The sequence below is a fragment of the Lentzea sp. NPDC004782 genome (assembly GCF_040609115.1).
Taxonomy (GTDB): Bacteria; Actinomycetota; Actinomycetes; order Mycobacteriales; family Pseudonocardiaceae; genus Lentzea.
In genome coordinates, this window is sequence record NZ_JBEXJN010000072.1 from 12,281 (window position 1) to 34,515 (window position 22,235).

Sequence of the window (22,235 nt, forward strand, 5' to 3'; positions counted from 1 at the left end):
GAGTCGTTCAGTTCCCGGGAGCAGGTGGTTGATGTGCACGAGCGGTCGCCGCACGGAGATCGGGGCCGGTCGGTTCCGGTGGTGCTCGCCGCGCGCACGGAGGACGCCCCGGACGCGCCCGCCGTGGTGGCCGGCGACGCCGTGCTGACCTACCGGGAGCTCGACGAGAGGTCGTCCCGGATCGCCGCGGCGCTCGTGGACCTCGGTGTCGGGCCGGAGACGCCGGTGGGCGTGGTGCTGCCGAGGTCGGCCGAGCTGGTGGCCGTGCTCCTCGGCGTGCTGAAGGCGGGTGGCACGTACCTGCCCGTCGACCTCGGGCACCCGGCCGCGCGCATCCGGCAGATGTTCGACGACGTCCGTCCCGCCGTCGTGGTGGTGGACGGGCGATCCGATGAGCTCACCGCGCTGCCCGGCTCGTACCGGCGGATCACGTTGGCAGAACTGGAGAACGCGGCGAGCCGGGCCGTGCCTCCCGCTCCGCTGCCCGACCAGCTCGCGTACGTCATCTTCACCTCGGGCTCGACCGGGAGGCCGAAGGGAATCGGCATCACCCACCGCGACGTCGTGGCGCTCGCGGACGACCGGCGGTGGCAAGGTGCCACGCAGGCGCGTGTGCTGCTGCACTCACCGCTGGTGTTCGACGCGTCGGTGTACGAGCTGTGGGTGCCGTTGCTGACGGGCGGCACCGTGGTCGTGTCGCCGGTGAGCGAGTTGGAGCCCGCGGTGCTCGCGGACCTCGTCGCACGGCACGAGCTCACGTCCGTCTTCCTCACCACCGCGCTGTTCGACCTCCTGGCCGAGGAGGACGCGCGGTGCATGTCCGGTGTCGCCGAAGTGTGGACCGGCGGCGACCGCGCGGCGCCCGCGTCGTTCCAGCGCGCCGTTCTCGCCTGCCCCGCAACGGTTTTCTCGAACGCCTACGGTCCCAGCGAGACCACGGTCTTCGCGACCAGCCGACTGGTCGACCCCGCCGTGCCGGTGGGGGAGAGCGTCCCCATCGGCCTGCCGTTCGACGCGCTTCGCGCGTACGTGCTCGACGAAACGCTCACGCCGGTCGCCGCGGGTGTGCCCGGTGAGCTCTACCTCAGCGGCACCCAGCTCGGCCGCGGGTACCCGGGTCGCGCGGCGCTCACCGCCGAGCGCTTCGTCGCCTGTCCGGACCGGCCCGGCGAGCGCATGTACCGCACCGGCGACGTGGTCGAGCCGACCGCGTCGGGGGAGCTGCTGTTCCGCGGCCGCACCGATCACCAGGTGAAGATCCGGGGATTCCGCGTCGAGGCGGGCGAGGTGGAGGCGGCGCTCGTCGCCCTGCCCGGTGTGGAGCGGGCGGTCGTGGCGGTGCGGGAGACACCCGGCGGCAGGCGGCTCGTCGGATACGTCGTACCCGCTTCCGGACAGCCGGCGGAGAACCCGCAGGCGGCGCTCCGTGAGCTTCTCCGGCGGCGGCTGCCGGACTTCATGATCCCCTCGGCGGTCGTGGTGGTGGACGGGTTCCCGATGACGCCGTCCGGCAAGATCGATCGGGAGCGGTTGCCGGAACCCCTGTGGGACAACGGTGGCGGACGTGCACCGCAGTCCGGTGTGGAGTCCGTGCTCGCCGATGTGGTCGGCGAGGTGCTCGGCCTCGGTGCCTTCGGCGCGGACGCGGACTTCTTCGCCGCGGGAGGCGACTCGATCCAGGCGATCCAGGTCGCGTCCCGGGCGCGGGACCAGGGCGTGGTCATCAACGCCCGTGACGTCTTCCGGGCGCGGACCGTCGCCGCGATGGCGGCGCTCGCCACGACGGGTGCGCCGCCGGTGGCCGTGGCTGCCGACGACGAGAGCGCGCGCGTTCCGCTGCCGCCGGTGGCACGGTGGATCAGCGAGCGCGGACCGGGGTTCGCCACCTTCCTCCAGGCCGTCGTCGTCGAGCTGCCGGAGGGCATCGACCACAGTGGACTGAACACCGTGCTCGGCGCGGTGCTGGACCGGCATTCGATGTTGCGCGCCCGGTTGCTGCCCGGCGACGAGGGGTGGGAGGTCACCGATGCGACCGCCCCCGCGCTGCGCCGCGTGGCTTTCGCGGACGGCTTCGACTCCCCGCGGTGGCGCACTGTCCTCTTGTCCGAACTGGACGGACTCGTGGACGTGGTCGACGCGGCGGCCGGTGCCGCGCTCGGGGCGGTGTGGTTCGACCCGCCGTCCGGCCGGGGGAGGCTGCTGCTCGGCGTGCACCACGGCGTCGTCGACGGCGTCTCGTGGCGCATCCTCACCCGCGACCTCGCGACCGCCTGGCGCGAGGTGAGTGCGGGCCGCCCGCCGGTGCTGCCGCCCGTTCCCACCAGGTTCGGCACCTGGGTGCGGGCGTTGACCGCGGCGGTGAGGTCCGTCGACGAGCCCGACCGTCCCGCGGCACGGCGCTGGCTCGACGAGCTGGTCCATTGGCGGTCCTTGGTCAGCGACCCGCAGCCCGTGCTCGGCGCACGCCTGCTCGACACGGCCGTGGACGTCCGTTCGACCGTGCGCCGGGTGCGCGTTGTGGTGCCGCCGGAGCAGGCGCGCGTCGTGCTCACGGATCTGCCCGCCGCGTACCGCTGCGGCGCTGCCGACGTCCTGCTGGCCGCGGTCCTCCTCGCGGTGCTGCACCGGCGGGCCGCGCTCGGGCAGCCCGCGGACGACCCGGTGCGGGTGCGGATGGAGGGCCACGGCCGCGAGGAGGACCTGCTCGGCGAGCCGCTCGACCTCTCCGCCACGGTGGGGTGGTTCACCAGCCTGTACCCCGTCCGGTTCGACGTCGCGGGCATCGATCCCGCGGCCGCCTCCGCAGGATCGGCCGACGTGGGCGCGTTGCTCGGGCTGGTGCGGAAGGCGCTGGCGGAGACCCCGGACCGCGGTGCCGGCTTCGGGGCGTTGCGCCATCTCAGCGACCGGGGCCGCGCGGAACTGGGCGGCCTGCACCTCGGCCAGGTCGGCTTCAACCACCTCGGCCGGGTCACCACCGGTGACCTGCCGGGACTGGAAGGGCTGGGTTTCGGGCTGTCGCGCGACATCGCCGACCTGCCCGAGCTCGCGGAGTTCGACACCGGCCACGACCCGGCGATGCCCGCGCTCAGTGAGCTCGACGTCAACTCGATGGTGGTCGACCTCCCGTCCGGGCCGGTGCTCAGCGCGGTGTTCACCGCGCCGTCCGGGGTGCTGGGACACGAGGAGCTCACCGCGTTCTCAGAGCACTGGCTCACCGCGCTGTCGGGGTTCGCCGCCCACGTGCCGGACCCGGCGGCGGGCGGGCTCCTGCCGTCCGACGTGCCGCTTGTCTCCGTGCGGCAGCACGAGATCGAGGCCTGGGAACGGCGCTACGGCGTCGGTACGACCGGGCGCGGTGTGGTCGACGTCTGGCCGTTGACGGCGCTTCAGGAAGGTCTGCTGTTCCAGTCGGCCGTCGCCGGTGAACCCGGCTCCGATCCGTACGTGGTGCAGTACGCGGTGCGGCTCGAGGGCGAGGCCGACGCCGGACGGCTGCGGGACGCCGTGAACCGGACCGTCGCCGCGCACCCCGCGCTGGGGTCGGCGTTCGTGCCCACCGGAACGGGGGAGATGGCGGCCGTCGTCGTGGCGGGCGCCGCCGTGCCGTGGCAGGAGGTCGAGGCGGGACCGGAGCACGCGGTGAGCGGGACGGTCCGCGACTGGGACGCCGCCGCGTTGCGCGCGGTGGGAGAGATCACCGTGACGGGCACGCCCCACCCCGGGAACGACGGGGCGGACGAGGTGCTGGCCGCGGTGCTGGAGCGCGACCGGGCGGCCGGGTTCGACGTCACCGAACCGCCGTTGCTGCGCGCGATGCTGGTCCGCACGGGCCGACGCGCGTCGCTGGTGCTCACCGCGCACCACGCGTTGTTCGACGGGTGGTCGCTCGCGTTGCTGCTGGCGGACGTGCTGCGGGTGTACGCGGGCGGCGTCCCGCGCCGCTCGCCCGCCTTCCGCGACTTCCTGGCGTGGTACCGCGGGCAGGACCGGGTCGCCGCGCTGCGTCGCTGGCGTGAGGAGCTGGCCGGGTTCGACGAACCCGCGCTCCTCGCGCCCGTGCTGTCCCGCCTGTCCGGGGACCGCGACGGCCAGACGGGCACCGGGGTCGTCGGCGCCGGGCTCGGTGCGGACACGACCAGGCAGCTCACCGGTCGTGCGGCCCAATGGGGCGTCACGGTCAACACGCTCGTGCAGGTCGCGTGGGCGTCCGTGCTGGCCACCACGACCGGGCTGCGCGACGTGGTGTTCGCGGCCGCCGTCTCCGGCCGCCCGGCCGAGCTGCCCGGTGTCGAGGGAATCGTGGGCTGCCTGCTGGGCAGCGTGCCCGTGCGGGTCCGCCGCGGGCCCGGTGCGAGCCTCCGCGACGTGGCACGGGACGTGCAGGACCGGCAGGCCGCGTTGCTGGACGTGCAGCACGTGCCGCTCGCGGACCTCCAGGCGGGGCGTGCGGGCCCGCTGTTCGACACGTACCTCGCGTTCGAGTCGTTCCCCGTGGACCGCGCCGCCATGGCGGCGTCCGGTGCCGCCGCCGGGATGGAGATCGCCGCCTTCCGGCCGCTGGTCTCCACCCACTACCCGGTGACGGTGCTGGCGTTCCTGGAGGAGGGCGGCGGGCTGCGGTTCGTCGTGCGGTACCGGCGGGACGTCGCGGGCCACGCGGTCGCCGCCGATCTCGTCGCCCGGCTGTGCCAGGTGGTCGAGGGGATCGCCGGCGGGACCGAGCCCGACCGCTTGCTGCCGGCCGAACGCGCGTCGCTGGCGGCGTTCACCCGGCCGCCCCGCGCACTCGGCGACAGCACGCTCCCGCGCCTGGTCGCCGCGCAGGTGGCCAGGACGCCGGACGCGACCGCGGTGGTCGTGGGGGAGCGGCCGCTCACCTACCGCGAGGTCGATGACCGCGCGGCCCGGATCGCGGCGGCCTTGCGCGCGCGGGGAGCCGGGCCCGGCACCCTCGTCGCCGTTGCCCTGCCTCGTTCGACGGACCTCGTGCCCGCGTTGCTTGGCGTGCTGAAGGCCGGCGCCGCCTACCTGCCCGTGGACCCGCGCTTTCCCAGCACGCGCCTGGACCTCGTCCTGCGCGACGCGGCCCCGCACGCCCTGCTCACCGCCCCCGAGGTGCTGCCGGCCGTGCCGTCGGCCGGGGTGCCCACCGTGTTCGTCGCGGACGCGCTGGCGGCCGATCCCCTCCCGGCCGACGTGCCCGTCCGGCCCGACGACCTCGCGTACGTGCTCTACACCTCCGGCTCGACCGGAGTGCCCAAGGGCGTGGCGATCACCCACCGCAACGTGTGCTCCTGCGTGCCGGGACTGGTCGCCGGTGCCGGGATCGGTGCGGGGGTGCGGGTCCTCGCGGGAGCGTCGGTCAGCTTCGACGTGTCGGTGTTCGAGCTGCTCGTCACGCTGTGCGCGGGTGGGGTGGCCGAGATCGTCGAGGACGTGTTCGCCCTGGAAAGCCGCGTGGAAGGCGTTCCGGCGGTGCTGAGCGGGGTGCCGTCCGTGCTGGGCTCCGTGCTGGCCGGCCGCCCTCGTGACGAGGGCGTCACCGGCGTCGTGTTCGCCGGTGAAGGCCTGCCCCGGACGCTCGTGGAACGGGTGCGCGAGGTCTTCCCCGCCGCGGACGTCGTGAACGCCTACGGGCAGAGCGAGACGTTCTACGTGTCGATGGGTGCGGTGGAGCCGGGTGGTTCCGGGTTCGCGCCCGTCGGCGTTCCCCTCGACGCCGTGCGCGTGCTGGTGCTCGACCCGTGGCTGGCCGAGGTGCCGCCGGGTGTCGTCGGCGAGGTGCACGTCGGGGGCCTGTCGGTGGCCCGCGGCTACTGGGGACGTCCAGGACTGACCGCGGACCGGTTCGTCGCCGATCCCACCGGAGGCGGCGGGCGGGTGTTCCGCACCGGTGACCTGGGGCGGATCGTCGACGGCGCGCTGGAGTTCGTCGGCAGGGCGGACGACCAGGTGAAGCTGCGCGGCGTCCGGATCGAGCCCGGCGAGGTCGAGTCGGTGCTCGCCGCGCATCCCGGGGTGGGCGCGGCGGCGGTGCGGGTGTCGGACGGGCGGCTCGTGGCCTACGTGACGTCTGGCGTCGCTGCGGCCGACCTGCGCGCGTTCGCCGGAGAACGGTTGCCGGAGTACATGGTGCCGTCCGTGTTCGTCGCGGTGGACGAGCTGCCGCTCACGCCCACCGGCAAGGTCGACCGCAGCGTGCTCCCCGAGCCGGCCTCCGCGCCGTCCACGACCTACCGCGCACCCCGCACCCGCGAGGAACGCGTGCTGTGCGCCCTGTTCGCCGAGGTGCTGGAGGTGGACGAGGTGGGGCTCGACGACGACTTCTTCCTGCTGGGCGGGCATTCGCTGCTCGCGACGAGGCTGGTGGGCCGGATCCGGGCCGAACTGGGCAGCGACGTCGCCGTGAGCGAGGTCTTCGACCACCCCGCGGCCGGTGCGCTGGCCGGGCGGCTGGTTCCGGCGAAGGTGGTGCGCCCGAGACTGCGGCGCCAGGTCCCCTCAGGTGGTGTGGCGTGATCCCGCTGTCGTTCGCCCAGCGCAGGCTGTGGACCCTCGACCTGGTCGAGGGCTCGTCGGCGCGGTACAACCTCCCGTTCCTGGTGGAGGCTCACGGCCGCCTCGACGTCGCCGCGCTGCGGGCCGCTGTGCGCGACGTCGTCGTGCGGCACCAGAGCCTGCGGACGCTGCTCGTCGCGGACGAGCGCGGTGTCCCGTGGCAGCACGTCGTTCCCGCCGACGAGCTCGTGCTCGACCTCCCCGTGATCGACCTGGTGGGCTCGGGGCGCACGGCGGAATCCGTGATCGCGGAGTGGTCGGCCCACCACTTCGACCTGGGTGGGGAGATCCCCGTTCACGCCGGTCTCGTGCGCGAGGGCGAGACGGAGTGGGTGCTCATGTTGATCGTGCACCACAGCGCGGCCGACGGTGAGTCGATGGGACCGCTGGCCGCAGACCTGTCGGCGGCCTACCGGGCCCGTGCGGAGGGCGTGGCCCCGGTGTGGGACGACCTCGCCGTGCAGTACGGCGACTTCGCCGTGTGGCAGGCGGAGCTGCTGGAGGAGGTCGCCGGGCGCCAGTCGGACTTCTGGCGGGAGGTGCTCGCCGGTGCCCCCGGTGTGGTGTCGCCGCCGGGTGACCGCGCGCGCGGCGCGATGGTGTCCGGCAGGGGAGGACGGGTCGAGTTCGAACTGGACGCCGCGCTGACCGGCGCGCTCACCGGCCTGGCCCGTGCGCACGGCATGTCACCGGCCATGGTGGCGCAGGCGGTGCTCGCGGTGCTGCTGTCCAGGGTCGGGGCGGGCAAGGACCTCGTGCTGGGGTCCACCGTCGCCGGTCGCGTGGAGCCGGAACTGGAGGAGCTGGTCGGCTTCTTCGTCAACACGTGGGTGCTGCGCGTGGACCTGCGCGACAACCCCGCGCTCGGTGAGGTGCTGAGCCGAGTGCGCGCCCACGCGCTGGCCGCCTACGACCACCAGGACCTGCCGTTCGAGCAGCTGGTGGAGACGCTGAACCCGGAACGCGCGGTGGCGGCGCACCCGCTGTTCCAGGTGATGCTCACCTGGCAGACGGCGGAGTCCGTACCGCTGGACCTGCCCGGTGTCACCGCGGACCTGCGGGCGGTGCCCAACGACACCGCGAAGTTCGACCTGGAGTTCAACTTCGCCCCACGCGGCGACGCGCTGCGCTGCACCCTCGAGTACTCGGCCGACCTGTACGACCACGCGACGATCGCGGCTCTCGCCGAGCGGTTCGTGCGCGTGGCCGAGCAGTTCACCGCGGGCGAGGACATCCGTGCTGCGGCGGTGAGCGTGCTGCTGCCGTACGAGCAGGCCGAGCTGGACCGCTTCAACGCCCCCGGCCGGTCGCCCGGCTCCGCCGCGACCGTGCCCGAGGTGGTCGCCCGCCAGGTGCGCCTGACTCCGGACGCCGTCGCGGTCGCGGCCGAGGGCGTCACCCTCACCTACGGCGAGCTCGACGACCTGAGCGCCCGTGTCGCGGCCGGTCTGCTCGCGGAGGGCGTGCGGCCGGAGTCGCTCGTCGCCGTCGCGATGTCGCGCTCGGTGGAGCTGGTGGCGGCGTTGCTCGGCGTCCTGCGCTGCGGCGCGGCCTACCTGCCCGTCGACCCGAGGTTCCCCAGCGACCGGCTGCGCCTCGCCGTCGCGGACTCCGGTGCCGTGCTCGCGCTCACCGACCCCGTGGCCCGCGACGAGCTTCCCGACCTCGGTGTGCCGTACGTCCTGTTCGGGGACGTGAGTGCCGCCGAGCCCGGCGCGGAACCGGTGGTGCACCACGGAAACGCCGCGTACGTGCTGCACACCTCCGGTTCGACCGGCGTGCCGAAGGGCGTCGCGATCACGCATCGCAACATCGTGAGCTGCCTGCCCGACCTGGCGGCGGTCGCCGGCATCGAGGCGGGCACGCGGGTGTTCGCCGGTGCGTCGATCGGGTTCGACGTGTCGGTGTTCGAGGTGCTCGCGACGCTCTCGGCCGGTGGCCGCGTCGAGCTCGTGCGCGACGTGCTGGAGCTGGCGGAGCGGGACGACTGGCTCTCCGGCGGCCCGGTCGTGCTGAGCGGTGTGCCATCGGTGCTGAACACGGTGCTGTCCGGCCTCACCGCCGAAGAAGCCCCGGTGACCGGTGTGGTGTTCGCCGGCGAGGGGTTGTCGTGGGCCGTCGCGGACGCGGTGCGTCACGACTTCCCCGGTGGGCGGGTGGTGAACGCCTACGGGCAGAGCGAGACCTACTACGCGTCGGCCGGCGTCGTCGAGGGCACCGGTGGTGTGGGGCTGGCGCCCGTCGGCGTACCGATCGGGGGCGTGCGGATCCACGTGCTGGACGAGACGCTCGCGCCGGTGCCGCCGGGCGTGGCCGGCGAGATCTACGTCGCCGGGGAGTCCGTCGGGCGCGGGTACCGCGGTCGGCCGGGGCTCACGGCTGAGCGGTTCGTCGCCGACGTGACCGGGTCTGGCGGAAGGATGTTCCGCACCGGTGACCTGGGGCGGATCGTCGACGGCGCGCTGGTGGTCGCGGGCAGGGCGGACGACCAGGTCAAGGTGCGCGGCATCCGGATCGAGCCCGCTGAGGTGGAGTCCGTGACCGGCGGGCACCCCGGTGTCGCCGCGGTCGCGGTGCGGGTCTGGGACGGGCGGCTCGTCGCGTACGTCGTGCCGGTCGAGGTCGGTGGCATCGGCACCGTCGCCGACCTGGTGGACGTGGACGTCGACCTCACGGCCGGTGTGTCCGCGGGCGAGCTGAGGGTGTTCGTCGCCGCACGCCTGCCCGAGTACATGGTCCCGTCGATCTTCGTCGTGGTGGACGAGCTGCCGCTGACACCGAGCGGCAAGGTCGACCGCGCCGCGCTGCCCGCGCCGGAGGTGGTGGCCGGTGCCTACCGCGCGCCCGCGGGCCACACCGAGGAGGTGCTCGCGGCCGTCTACGCCGAGGTGCTCGGGGTGGACCGGGTCGGCGTGGACGACGACTTCTTCGTCGTGGGCGGTGACAGCATCCGTTCCATCCAGGTCGTGTCCCGCGCCCGAGCCCGCGGTGTCGGGATCAGCCCGCGCGAGGTGTTCCGCCAGCGCACGGTCGCCGCGCTCGCCGAGCTGGTGGACGGCCGGGCCGGAGAGGCACCGGTGCTGGCCGAGCTGCCCGGCGGCGGCACGGGGTGGGCACCGCTGCTGCCGGTGGCGCGCTACCTGCTGGAACTGGGCGGCGGCCGGAACCGCTTCGCCATGTCGATGGTCGTCGACCTGCCGGAAGGTGTCGACGAGGCGGGACTGGCCGCGGCGCTCGACGCGGTCACCGACCGGCACGAGATGCTGCGGTCTCGCCTGGTCACCTCGGGCGACGAGCCGGGCCTGCTGGTGGCGCCGCGGGGATCCGTCAACGTCCGCGCGCTCGTGCACCGGGTGCCGTGGGACGGGCGGTGGGACGCGGCGTTCGCGGCGGCCGAGCTCGACGCCGCGGCCGGCGCGCTCGACCCCGAGGCGGGGATCGTCGCCCGCTACGTCTGGTTCGACGCGGGCACGGGCGCCGGACGGCTGCTGCTCGTGCTGCACCACTTCGTCGTGGACGGTGTGTCCTGGCGCGTCCTGCTGCCCGACCTGGCCACCGCGTGGGCCCGGATCCGCGTGGGCCTCCAGCCGGGACTCGCGGCGTCCGGGACGTCGGCGCGGCGCTGGGCGCACGCGCTCGCCGAGGAGGCGGCCCGGCCGGGGCGCGTCGCCGAGCTGCCGTTCTGGCAGTCCGTTGTGGACGGACCGGATCCGTTGCTGGGCAGTCGTCCGCTCGACCCGGCGGTCGACGTCGCCGGCACCGTCGAACACCACTGGACGTCCGTTCCTCCCGACGTCACCGAGGCGTTGCTGACCGAGCTGCCCGCGCGGTTCCACGGCGGTGTCAACGACGGCCTGGCCGCGGCACTCGCGCTCGCCGTGGTGCGCTGGCGGCGTGCCGGCGAGCCGTCCGTGCTGCTCAGGATGGAGGGGCACGGCCGGGAGGACGCCGTCGTGCCGGGTGCCGACCTCTCCCAGACGGTCGGCTGGTTCACCTCGATGTTCCCGGTGCGGCTGGACCTCTCCGGGATCGACGTCGACGACGCGCTGGCGGGAGGAGCGCAGGCCGGCGCCGCGGTGAAGGCGGTGAAGGAACAACTGCGCGCGGTGCCCGACCGGGGCATCGGCTTCGGCCTGCTGCGCTACCTGAACCCGGAGACCGCGCGGGTGCTCGACGGCGCGGGACTCGGCCAGATCGCCTTCAACTACCTCGGGCGCTACGCCGCCGCCGACATGCCGGAGAACCTGCGCGGCCTCGGCTGGATGCAGGCGGCCGACACCGTCGAGCTCACCCCCGCGCCCGACCACGACATGCCCGCGATGGCCGTGCTGGAGATCAACGCGATGGCGGTCGAGACCGGTGACGGGCTGTCCCTGCGCGCTCGCGTGAGCCATCCGCGTGGCGTGCTCGACGCGGCGTCGGCCGTCGAACTGGCCGACCTGTGGTGCACGGCGCTGCGCGGGCTCGCCGGCCACCTGGCCGACCCGTCCTCCGGCGGGCGCACGCCCTCGGACCTGCCGCTGGTGTCCTTGCGGCAGCAGGAGATCGACGAGTGGGAGTCGCGCTACTCCGGACTCGCGGACGTCTGGCCGCTGACCGGGCTGCAGTCGGGCCTGCTCTACCACGCCCTGCTCGCCGGGACCGGTACCGACGCCTACCACGTGCAGTTCGTCTTCCACCTGGCCGGGCAGACGGACCCGGAACGCCTGCGCCGCGCGGGCCAGGCGCTGCTGGACCGGCACGCACCGCTGCGGGCCGCCTTCGTCTCGAACGCGGCAGGCGACCCCGTCCAGGTGCTGCCCACCCGCGTGAAGCTGCCGTGGCGGCACCTCGACCTCACCGGCCAGGCCGCGGAGGTGCTGGAGGAGCACCTCGAACGGGACCGGCGCACCCCGTTCGACGTCACCCGGCCACCGCTGCTGCGCCTGACGCTCGTCACGCTCGGCCAAGACCGCGCGGAACTGGTGCTCACCGCGCACCACGTGCTGTTCGACGGCTGGTCGGTGCCGCTGCTGATGAGCGATCTGCTGCGGCTCTACGCCTCCGGAGGCGACGGCACGGCACTGCCCAGGGCGCGCGAGTACCGCGAGTTCCTGTGCTGGCTCGCGGACCAGGACCAGGACGCCGCGATCACCGCGTGGACGCGGGAGCTGGCGGGCGTCAGCGAGCCGACGCTGCTCGCGCGGAGCGTCGCGGGCAGTGCCGAGGTGGGCGACGTCGGCCAGGTCGACGTCGTGCTGCCGGGCGACCTCGCCCGCACGCTGGCCGGCCGCGCCGCCCGGCTCGGCGTCACCCTCAACACGCTCGTCCAGGCCGCGTGGGGCGTGTTGCTGGGCAAGCTCACGGGCCGCGACGACGTCGTGTTCGGCGCGACCGTGTCCGGCAGGCCCGCCGACGTGCCCGGTGTCGACGCGATGGTCGGGTTGTTCATCAACACCGTGCCCGTGCGGGTGACCGGCGAGCCGGGACGGCCGTTCGCCGAGGTCGCCGCCGACCTGCAGCGCAGGCAGGCCGACCTGCTCGACCACCACCACTGCGGTCTCGCCGGGATTCAGCGCGCCGTCGGCCTGCCCGAGTTGTTCGACACCGTGGTCGTGTTCGAGTCGTTCCCGGTCGACCGCGCGGAACTGGCGGAGGCCAACACCGCCGCGGGCGTCACCATCACCGGGTTGAGCCCGGTCAGCGGGTCGCACTACCCGTTCGCCCTCGTCGCCGACGCGGACCCGGTGCTGCGGCTCGCCCTGCAGTTCCGTCACGACGTCGTGGGCGCGGCGGAGGCGGAGGCGACCGCGGCCCGGTTCGGGCGGCTGCTGGACCAGATCGCGGCCGAGCCCGGTGTGGCCGTCGGCGACATCGACCTGCTGACGCCCGGCGAGCGCGCCACCGTCATCTCCACGTGGAACGACACGGACCACCCGGTCGCGGCGACGACGCTGCCCGCGCTGTTCTCCGCGCAGGTGGCGCGCACCCCCGAGGCTCCGGCGCTGACCTGCGAGGACCGCACCCTGACCTACGCGGAGCTGGACGCCGAGGTCGACGCGCTCGCCCGCGCGCTGGCAGGCCTCGGCGCCGGGCCGGAAACCGCGGTCGGTGTGCTGCTGCCGCGGTCGGTCGAGCTGCTCGTGGCGTTGCTGGCGGTGCATCGCGCAGGTGCGGCGTACCTGCCGCTCGACGCGAGCCACCCGGCCGCGCGCATCGGCCACGTCCTGCGCGAGGCACAGCCGATCATCACCCTCACCGGCCGTGACGAACCGCCGGTGGAGGTGCCGGGACGGCTGACCGTCGGCGACCCCTTGCCGCACCACCGGGCCGAACCGGTGCCACCGGCGCCCGGCAACGCCGCGTACGTGCTCTACACGTCCGGTTCCACCGGACGCCCGAAAGGCGTGCTGGTCGAGCACCTGGCGATCGTCAACCGGCTGCTGTGGATGCGCGACGAGTACGGCGTCGGCCCCGGCGACCGGGTGCTGCAGAAGACGCCCATCGGGTTCGACGTGTCGGTGTGGGAGCTGTTCCTGCCGTTGCTGTGCGGTGCGGAGCTGGTGCTGGCACGCCCGGACGGGCACCGCGACCCGGCGTACCTGGCCGAGACGATCCGCCGTGCGGGGGTGACGCTCGTGCACTTCGTCCCGACGATGCTGCGCGCGTTCCTCGCCGAGCCCGCGGCCGCCGGCTGCACCTCGTTGCGTGCGGTGATCTGCAGCGGTGAGCCGTTGCCGGGCGCGCTGCGCGACGAGTACCGGCAGGTGCTCGCCGCACCGCAGCACAACCTCTACGGCCCCACCGAGGCAGCCGTGGACGTCACCGCCGGAGCAGTCGCGGCGCAGGGCACCGTCACCATCGGCACGCCGGTGTGGAACACCAGGGTGTACGTCCTCGACCAGCGGCTGCGGCCGGTGCCGCCGGGCACCGCCGGCGAGCTGTACCTGGCGGGCGTCCAGCTCGCCAGGGGCTACCTGGGCAGGCCGGGGCTCACCGCGGACCGGTTCGTGGCCGACCCCTTCGGCGGGCGGGGGAGCAGGCTCTACCGCACCGGCGACGTCGTGCGCTGGGACGACCAGGGCGCGCTCGTGCACCTGGGCCGGGCGGACGGTCAGATCAAGGTGCGCGGCCAGCGGGTCGAGCTGGGCGAGATCGAGGCCGTGCTCACCGCTCATCCCGGCGTCGCCCAGGCCGTCGTCCTGCCGCACGAGACCGCGGCGGGGGAGCAGGCGCTCGCCGCCTACCTCGTCCCGTCCAGCACGACGGCGGGTCCGGTGGCCGCGCTGGCCGGGCTGCGCGTGGACGGTGATCTGCCCGACGCGGAGCTGCACGAACTGCCGGACGGCCTGAGCGTGTGGGCTCACAACCGGTCCGGTGTGGACTTCCTGCACCGGGAGATCTTCGACCGGGCCGAGTACGCGAACGCGGTCGAGGCACTGCCGGAGGGCGCCTGCGTGCTCGACGTCGGCGCCCACGTCGGCATGTTCTCGTTGCTGGTGGGCACGCAACGGCCCGACTGCCGTGTCGTCGCCGTGGAACCGGTGCCCGAGCTGGCCGCGATGCTGCGGGCCAACCTCGTGCTCAACGGCGTCCCCGCGACCGTGCTGGACTGCGGTCTCGGCAGCACGCCCGGCGAGGCGGTCTTCACCTACTACCCGGACATGTCGATGATGTCGGGCCGCTACGCCGACGAGGACGCCGACCGCGAGGTGCTCGCCAGGGTCGTGCGCAACCAGACCGGGGACGAGGGGACCGGGCTCGACGAGCTGCTGACCGACCGGTTGCGGTCCGTCCGGGTCGAGGTGCCGGTGCGCACGCTGTCGCAGGTGATCCGCGAGCTGGGGCTGACGTCGGTCGGCCTGCTCAAGCTCGACGTCGAGAAGTCCGAGCTGGACGTGCTGCGCGGAGTCGAACCCGGGCACTGGCCGATCATCGGCCAGGTCGTCGCTGAGGTGCACGACCTCGGCGGCAGGCTGGAGACAGTCGTAAACCTGTTGCGCGACAACGGGTTCGACGTCGTCGTCGAGGAGACCGGCGCCTTGGCGGGCACCGGCATGCACTCGGTGCACGCGACGCGACCGGGTTTGGTCCCGTCGCGTGTCGTGACGGCACGGGAGCGGCCGCGCTGGGCCGGGGAACGGGCGCTCGCCGCCGACGTCCGCGCGCACGCCGCGCGGCTGCTGCCCGAGCACATGGTTCCCGCCGGGCTGGTGTTCCTCGCCGAGATCCCGGCCACCGCCAACGGCAAGCTCGACCGCGCCGCCCTGCCGCAGCCCCGGTTCGGCGGTGAGACCGGGTTCCGCGCTGCCCGCACGCCGCGGGAAGCGTTGCTGTGCGGGCTGTTCGCCGAGCTGCTCGGGGTGGAGCAGGTCGGCGTCGACGACGACTTCTTCGCGCTGGGCGGGCATTCGGTGCTCGTCACGAAGCTCGTCAACCGGCTGCGCACCGAGCTGGCTGCCGACGTGCCGATCCGCACCGTGTTCGACGCGCCGACCGTCGCGCTGCTCGCGCCGCGCGTGACGGCGGGAGGCAGGAGCCGGCCGCCGCTGGAGCGGGCCGCGGTGCGTCCCGCGCGAGTTCCGCTGTCGGCGGCGCAGCGCAGGTTGTGGTTCATCGACCGGTTCGACGGGCCTTCGGCCGCGTACAACCTGCCGTTCGCGCTGCGGCTCACCGGACCGCTGGATGCCGCCGCACTGGGCTTGGCGCTCACGGACGTGATGGGCCGGCACGAAAGTCTGCGCACCCTCGTGCACACCGACGCCGACGGGGTACCGCACCAGGTCGTGCAGTCGTCCGCGATCGCCGAACTGTCCGTAGTGGACTCGAACGGGGCGGTGCCGGCGGTGCTGGCCGAGGCGGCCTCACACGTGTTCGACCTGGCGACCGACCTGCCGCTGCGCGCGACGCTCGTGCGTTGCGGCGAACGGGAACACGTGCTCTTGCTCCTGCTGCACCACATCGCGGGCGACGGCGAGTCGATGGCACCGCTGGTGCGCGATCTCGCCACGGCCTACGGGGCGCGGCTGCGCGGCGTGGCACCGTCGTGGCCGGAACCTCCCGTCCAGTACGTCGACCACACGCTGTGGCAGCAGGAACTCCTCGGGTCCGAGGACGACCCGGCCAGCCTCGCCGCCACCCAGATCGCCCACTGGCGAGGTGTGCTGGCCGACCCGCCGCCGCCGTTGTCACTGCCCGGTCGCGCGCGGCCTGCCGTGCCGAGCGGCCGTGGCGACATCGTCGAGTTCTCGCTGGACACCGCGCTGATGGCGGACGTGCGGGCGTTCGCGACGCGGCACGGTGCCACGCCGTCCATGGTCGTGCAGGCCGGGCTCGCCGTGCTGTTGCGCCGGTTCTGCGGCGATGACGTCCTCCTCGGCTCGCCGATCGCGAACCGAACCGACGACGCGCTCGCCGGTTCGGTCGGGTTCTTCCTCAACACCTGGGTGCTGAGGGTGCGGCTGGTGGGCGACCCGGCGTTCGCGGACGTGGTCGCGCAGGTGCGGGCGAGGTCGCTCGACGCCCACGACAACCAGGACGTGCCGTTCGACCGGCTCGTCGAGCTGCTCAACCCGGACCGCGCACCAGGCCGGCACCCGTTCTTCCAGGTGATGGTCGCCTGGCAGGCCGTGTCGGCCGGGGACTTCACGCTGCCGGGCCTGCGGGTGGACCTGGAACCGGTGCACACGCGCACCGCGAAGTTCGACCTGTGCTTCAACCTGACCGATCTGGGCGAGGAAGTGCTCTGCCACCTCGAGTACGCCACCGACGTCGTCGACCGCGCCGTGGTCGAGGACGTCGCGTCCGGGCTGCGGTCGTTGCTCACGGCGCTGGTCGCCGACCCGGAAACCCCGATCAGCGCGTTCGGGTCCGGCCGCGGCACGGTGGTGAACGGCTCGGTGGTCGATCTGGACGTCGTGGAGGCCGCGCTGGCCGCGCTTCCCGGTGTCGCCGACGTGGTGGTGACGGCGGGTGGTGACGGTCTCGTCGGCCACGTCGTGCTCCGGCGGAGCGACGGGCTGGACCTCGTCGACCGGGTGTCGCCGTCCGGGCTGCGCGCGGCCGCGGCCGCGGTGCTGCCCGATAACGCCGTTGCGTCGTTCGTCGTCGTGGAATCCCTTCCGCGGCTGGCGGACGGGAGCGTCGACCCCGTCGCGTTGCCGAAGCCGGTGGCGGGGCGCGCCGCCTACCGCGCGCCGGTCGGCGAGGCGCAGACGGTGCTGGCCGAGGTGGTCGCCGAGGTGCTCGGCCTCGACCGGGTCGGTGTCGACGACGACTACTTCCTCATCGGCGGCGACAGCATCCGTTCCATCCAGGTGGTGTCCAGGGCGCGGGCACGGGGCGTCGAGGTGACGCCGCGTCAGGTCTTCGAACGGCGGACGGTGGCCGGTCTCGCGGCCGCGGCCGCCGAAGTCCGCGGGGAACCCGCGCTCGCCGAACTGCCGGGCGGTGGGACGGGCCTGGTGCCGCTGCCGCCGATGGCCAGGTTCGTCGTCGGGCGCGGTGGCGGGCTGGACCGCTTCGCGATGCTGTCGGTGCTGCGGGTGCCGGCGGGACTGGACGAGTCCGTGCTGGTCACGGCACTGGGTGCGCTGGTGGACCGGCATGACGCGCTGCGGGCGCGATTGACCGGAGAAGGCTTGCTGGTCGGTCCGGTGGGGTCGGTCGACGCCGCCGGGCTGCTGATCCCGTCGCCCGGTGACGACCTGCGGGCGGCCGCCGACGCCGCGGTCGCCGACCTGAATCCCGCCGGGGGCGCCGTTCTGCGGTGCGTGCGCGTGGCCGACCGGCTCGTCATCGCGATCCACCACCTCGTCGTGGACGCGGTGTCGTGGCAGGTGCTGCTCTCCGACCTCGCGACCGCCTGCGCACGGTTGCGGGAGGGCCGTGCTCCCGGGCTGCCCGCCGTCGGCACGTCGTTGAGGCGCTGGATGCACGGCCTGCTCGACTCGACCCGGGACAGGGCCGCGGAACTGGGGTACTGGCGGTCGGTGCTCGCCGGCGGGGACGTGCTGCTCGGCTCGCGCGACCTCGACCCCGCGCGTGACGTGCGTTCGACCGTGCGTGGCCTCACCGTCGAGGTGCCGGCCGAGACGACCGCGGCGCTGCTGTCGGCCGTGCCCGCCGCGTTGCACTGCGGGGTCGAGGACGCGCTCCTCGCGGCGCTGGCCGTCGCAGTGGCGGCCGTGCGCGACTCGTCCGCCGGTTCGGTGCTGGTGCGGGTGGAGGGCCACGGCCGCGAGGAGGACCTCGTGCCCGGTGCCGACCTCAGCCGCACCGTCGGCTGGTTCACCAGCACGTTCCCCCTGCGCGTCGACGTGTCCGGGACGGCGTTGCCCGAGGTGTCCGGAGGTGGCGCGGCCGCGGGCGAGGTGGTCGCGCGGGTCCGCAGGGCGTTCGCCGAACTGCCGGTGCGCGGGGCCGGGTTCGGCGTCCTGCGCTGGCTGGACGAGAGCGGAGCCGACCTCGCGGACGCGCCGCTCGGCCAGGTCGGGTTCAACTACCTCGGCAGGCACGCCGGGGCGGACCTGCCGGACGCGGAGGGGTTCGCCCAGGACGTGGCCGCGGCGGCATCGGTGGAGGTCGGGTTCGACGCCGACATGCCCGCGCTGGCCGTGCTCGACGTCAACGCGTTCGTCGCCGACACCGCGGACGGTCCTCGGCTGACGGCCCGATTCGACTTCGCCTCGCAGGTGCTGCCGGCGGACGTGGCCGGGCGCGTGGTGGACGCCTGGCTGGCGGCGCTGTCCGGCATCGCCCGGCACGCCGCGGACCGGGGCCCGCGCGCCCTCACCACGAGCCTGGTCAGGTTGAGCGAGCGCGAGATCGACGTGATCTCCTCCCGCCACCCCGATGCCACCGACGTGTGGCCGGTGACGCCGCTGCAGTCGGGACTGCTGTTCGAGTCGTCCGTCGCGGAAGGCGCGGACGTCTACCAGATGCAGCTGGTGGCGCACGTGGAGGGAGAGGTCGACGCGGTCCGCCTCCGCGCCGCCGCCGAGGCGCTGCTGGCCCGGCACGAGAACCTGAGGGTCGCGTTCGCCAGGGCCACGTCGGGCGAACAGCTGCAGGTCGTGTGCGAGGACGTCCCTCTGCCGTGGCGTGAGCTCGACCTGCGCCGCGCACCCGACCCGGAGGACCGGCTGGCCGGCTTCCTGGCCGAGGACGCCCGGCACCGCCTCGACCCCGCCACCCCGCCGTTGCTGCGCTTCACCCTGGCGCGGCTGAGCGACGTCAGCGCACGCCTCGTCCTCACCGTGCACCACGTGCTGCTGGACGGCTGGTCGGTGCCGCTCCTCATGCGCGACCTCCTCGCGCTGTACCGGGGCGACGCGCTCGCACCACCGCCCGCGTACCGCGATCACCTCGCGTGGCTGGCCGCCCAGGACCGCACGGCAGGGGTGGCCGCGTGGGCCGAGGCGCTCGACGGGGTGGACGAGCCGACGCTGCTGACGGCGGGCCGGCGCGAGCCCGCGGCCGGTCACGACGAGCCGGCGGACGAAGCCCGGGCTCCCCGCGCGACCTCGTCCCGGCGGGGCGACCCCGCCCTGGCCCGCGAGCTCGAAGTACCCCTGTCCCCGGACGTGCGAGCCGCCCTCACCACACGAGCCGCGGAGCTCGGCGTCACGCTCAACACCGTGGTCCAGGCCGCCTGGGGTCTGGTCCTCTCGGTGCTGACCGGCAAGGACGACGTCGTGTTCGGCGCCACCGTGTCCGGCAGGAACGCCGCGGTGCCCGGCGTGGACGAGATGGTCGGGTTGTTCATCAACACCGTTCCCGTCCGCGTGAGGTACCGGCCGTGGGACACACTCGCCGGACTGCTCACCGCCGTCCAGGCGCAGCAGGCCGCGCTGTTCGACCACCACCACACGGGTCTGCCCGACGTGCAGCGGGCGCTCGGGCTGCCCGCGTTGTTCGACACCACCACGGTCTTCGAGTCGTTCCCGGTCGGCCAGGCGCCGGAGCGGGTGCCGGGCGGGGTCGTGATCACCGCGGTCACCGCGGACACCGGCACGCACTACGGGATGGGCGTGTCGGCAAGCGCGGACCCGTTGCTGCGCCTGGTGTTGCGCTACCAGAGCGACCTGTTCGGCGACGGCTGCGCGGAGGCCGTGCTGGAGCGGCTCGGCACCGTGCTCCGGCTGGTCGCCACTGCGCCCGAGACGGTGATCGGCGCCGTCGGCCTCACGGACCCGGTGGACCACGCCGCCGTGCTGGCGCGGATGGACGGCTCGGTGAGGGCACCCGTCGAGGAGACGGTGCCGGTGCTGTTCGGCAAGCAGGCCGCCGCGACCCCCGAGGCCGGGGCCGTGGTGTTCGGCGACCGGGTGCTCACCTACCGCGAGCTGGACGAACGGTCCGCCGCGCTGGCTCGTGAGCTGGTACGGCGGGGCGTCCGCCCGGAGTCCGTCGTCGCGGCGGGACTCAGCCGCTCGCCCGAGATGGTGGTGGCGTTGCTCGCGGTGATGCGTGCCGGGGCCGCCTACCTGCCGATCGATTACGCGCTGCCGCCCGACCGGATCCGGTACATGACCGAGGACGCCGGTGCACGGCTCGTGCTGGTCGACGGGACGACCGCGGCAGGTCTCGCTTTCCTGCCGGTTGCCGCGCTGCGCGTGGATGTCGCCGGTCGGGACGAAGGTGCCGATGTGGTGGAACCGGCCGTACACCTGGACACGACCGCGTACGTGATCTACACGTCCGGTTCCACCGGCAGGCCCAAAGGGGTCGCGGTGCCGCACCGGGGCATCGCCGCGCTGGCGGCGGGACATGTGGAACGGATGCGCGTCACCGGCGAGAGCCGCATGCTCCAGTTCGCCTCGGCCAGTTTCGACGTCTCGCTGTGCGAGCTGTTCACCGCGCTGCTCAGCGGTGCGGCGATCGTGCTGGCGGACCGCGAGGCGCTCGCCGCCGGAGAACGGCTCGCGCGCACCATCGACGCCCACCGCGTCACGCACGCGATGATCCCGCCCGCCGTGCTCGCCACGCTGCCGGCCGATGCGCTGTCCACTGTGGAGTCGCTGGTGGTCGGCGGTGAGGTGACGCCGCCGGAGCTGGTGGCGAGGTGGGCGCCGGGGCGCCGGGTCACCAACGTCTACGGTCCGACCGAGACCACCGCCTGCGCCACCATGAGCCTGCCGCTCGTCGCCGGCGCGGGGGACCTGCCGATCGGCCTCGCCGTTCCCGGCACCCGTCTGCACGTGCTCGACCGCGCGTTGCGGCCGGTGCCCGCCGGGGTGGCGGGTGAGCTGTACGTGACGGGCAGCGGTGTCGCCCGCGGCTACGTCGGCCGTCCTGGCATGACGTCCGAACGGTTCGTGGCCAGCCCGTACGGCGCACCGGGGGAGCGCATGTACCGCACGGGCGACGTCGTCTCGCTCGCCGAGGACGGCCAGCTGGTGTTCCTCGGTCGCGTCGACCAGCAGGTGAAGCTGCGCGGCTTCCGGGTCGAGCTCGCCGAGATCGAGGCCGTGCTGCTGACGCACGACGACGTGCGGAGGGTGGCCGTGGTCGTCGACACCTCGGCGGGTGACCGGCGCCTGGTCGCCTACGTCGTCCCGTCCGGGACGGCCGCACCGGGGCTCGCCGCCAGGCTGCGCGACCACCTGCGCGGCAGCCTGCCCGACTACATGGTCGTGTCCGCTGTGGTGCTGCTGAAGGCGATCCCGCTGACGTCGAGCTCCAAAGTGGACCGTCGCAGGCTGCCGGCACCGGACTACGCCGCGCAGAGCACAGGGCGCCCGCCGCGCACCGTGCGGGAGGAGATCCTCGTCGGGTTGTTCGCCGAGGTGCTCGGACTGGACGAGGTCGGTGTCGACGACGACTTCTTCGCGCTCGGCGGGCACTCGCTGCTCGCCACCCGGCTCGCCGACCGGGTCTGCGCGGTCCTCGGTGTGGACGTGCCGATCAAGGACGTCTTCGCCGCCTCGACCGCGGCTGACCTCGCGGCGCTGCTCGAACCGGGCGCGGCCGCCGGGACGCCGCACGACCCGTTCGGACCGGTGCTGGTGATCAAGGGCGACGGCGACCGCGAACCGCTGTGGTGGGTGCACCCCGGCGGCGGGATCTGCTGGCCCTACCTGGGGCTCGCCGGGAGGCTGCCCGCCGACCGGCCCGTGTACGGCATCCAGGCCAAGGGGTTCGACGGTGTGACCCCGTTGCCGGTCTCCATCGAGGAGATGGTCGCCGACTACGCCGACGAGGTGCTCGCAGTGCAGCCGCGGGGCCCGTTCCACCTGGCGGGCCTGTCCGTGGGCGGCACGCTCGCCCACGCCGTGGCGTGCGAGCTGCGGCGCCGCGGCCACGAGATCGGCCTGCTCGCCGTGCTGGACAGCGCCCCCGCTCGCTACCTCACCGGAGAGTCCGCGCCCACCCCGCAGCAGGTCCGCGAGTGGTTCGCCGAGCACGTCACCGCGACCGGCGGTCACGAGTCCTTCGTGGACAACGCGGTGGCGGTGATCGGCAACCACGTCCGGCTCATGCCGGACTTCACGTCCCCGGTCCACGACGGCGACGTCGTGTTCTTCAACGCGGTGCCGAACACCCACGGGTCCTACGGTCCACTGTGGAGCCCTTACGTCACAGGGGAGATCCGCGAGCACGACATCACCAGTGCGCACGGCGAGATGTACCGGCCCCGGCCGGCAGCCGAGATCTGCCAGGTCCTGTCCGAGGAACTTGGCCAGTGAGGAGGG

At 74.0% G+C, this 22,235-nt stretch carries 2 protein-coding genes; both read left to right on the top strand.

Translation table 11 applies throughout. The features are described from left to right. Positions 1-33 precede the first annotated feature (33 nt). On the top strand, positions 34-6,522 hold the full coding sequence (locus tag ABZV40_RS40400) for an amino acid adenylation domain-containing protein (protein WP_355454476.1): 6,489 nt from the start codon (positions 34-36) through the stop codon (positions 6,520-6,522). Beyond that, positions 6,519-22,229 carry an amino acid adenylation domain-containing protein gene (locus ABZV40_RS40405; RefSeq protein WP_355454478.1) on the top strand — a complete coding sequence of 5,237 codons (15,711 nt, stop codon included), beginning with the start codon at positions 6,519-6,521 and terminating at the stop codon, positions 22,227-22,229. Before ABZV40_RS40400 ends, ABZV40_RS40405 begins: the two co-directional genes overlap by 4 nt. Positions 22,230-22,235 lie beyond the last annotated feature (6 nt).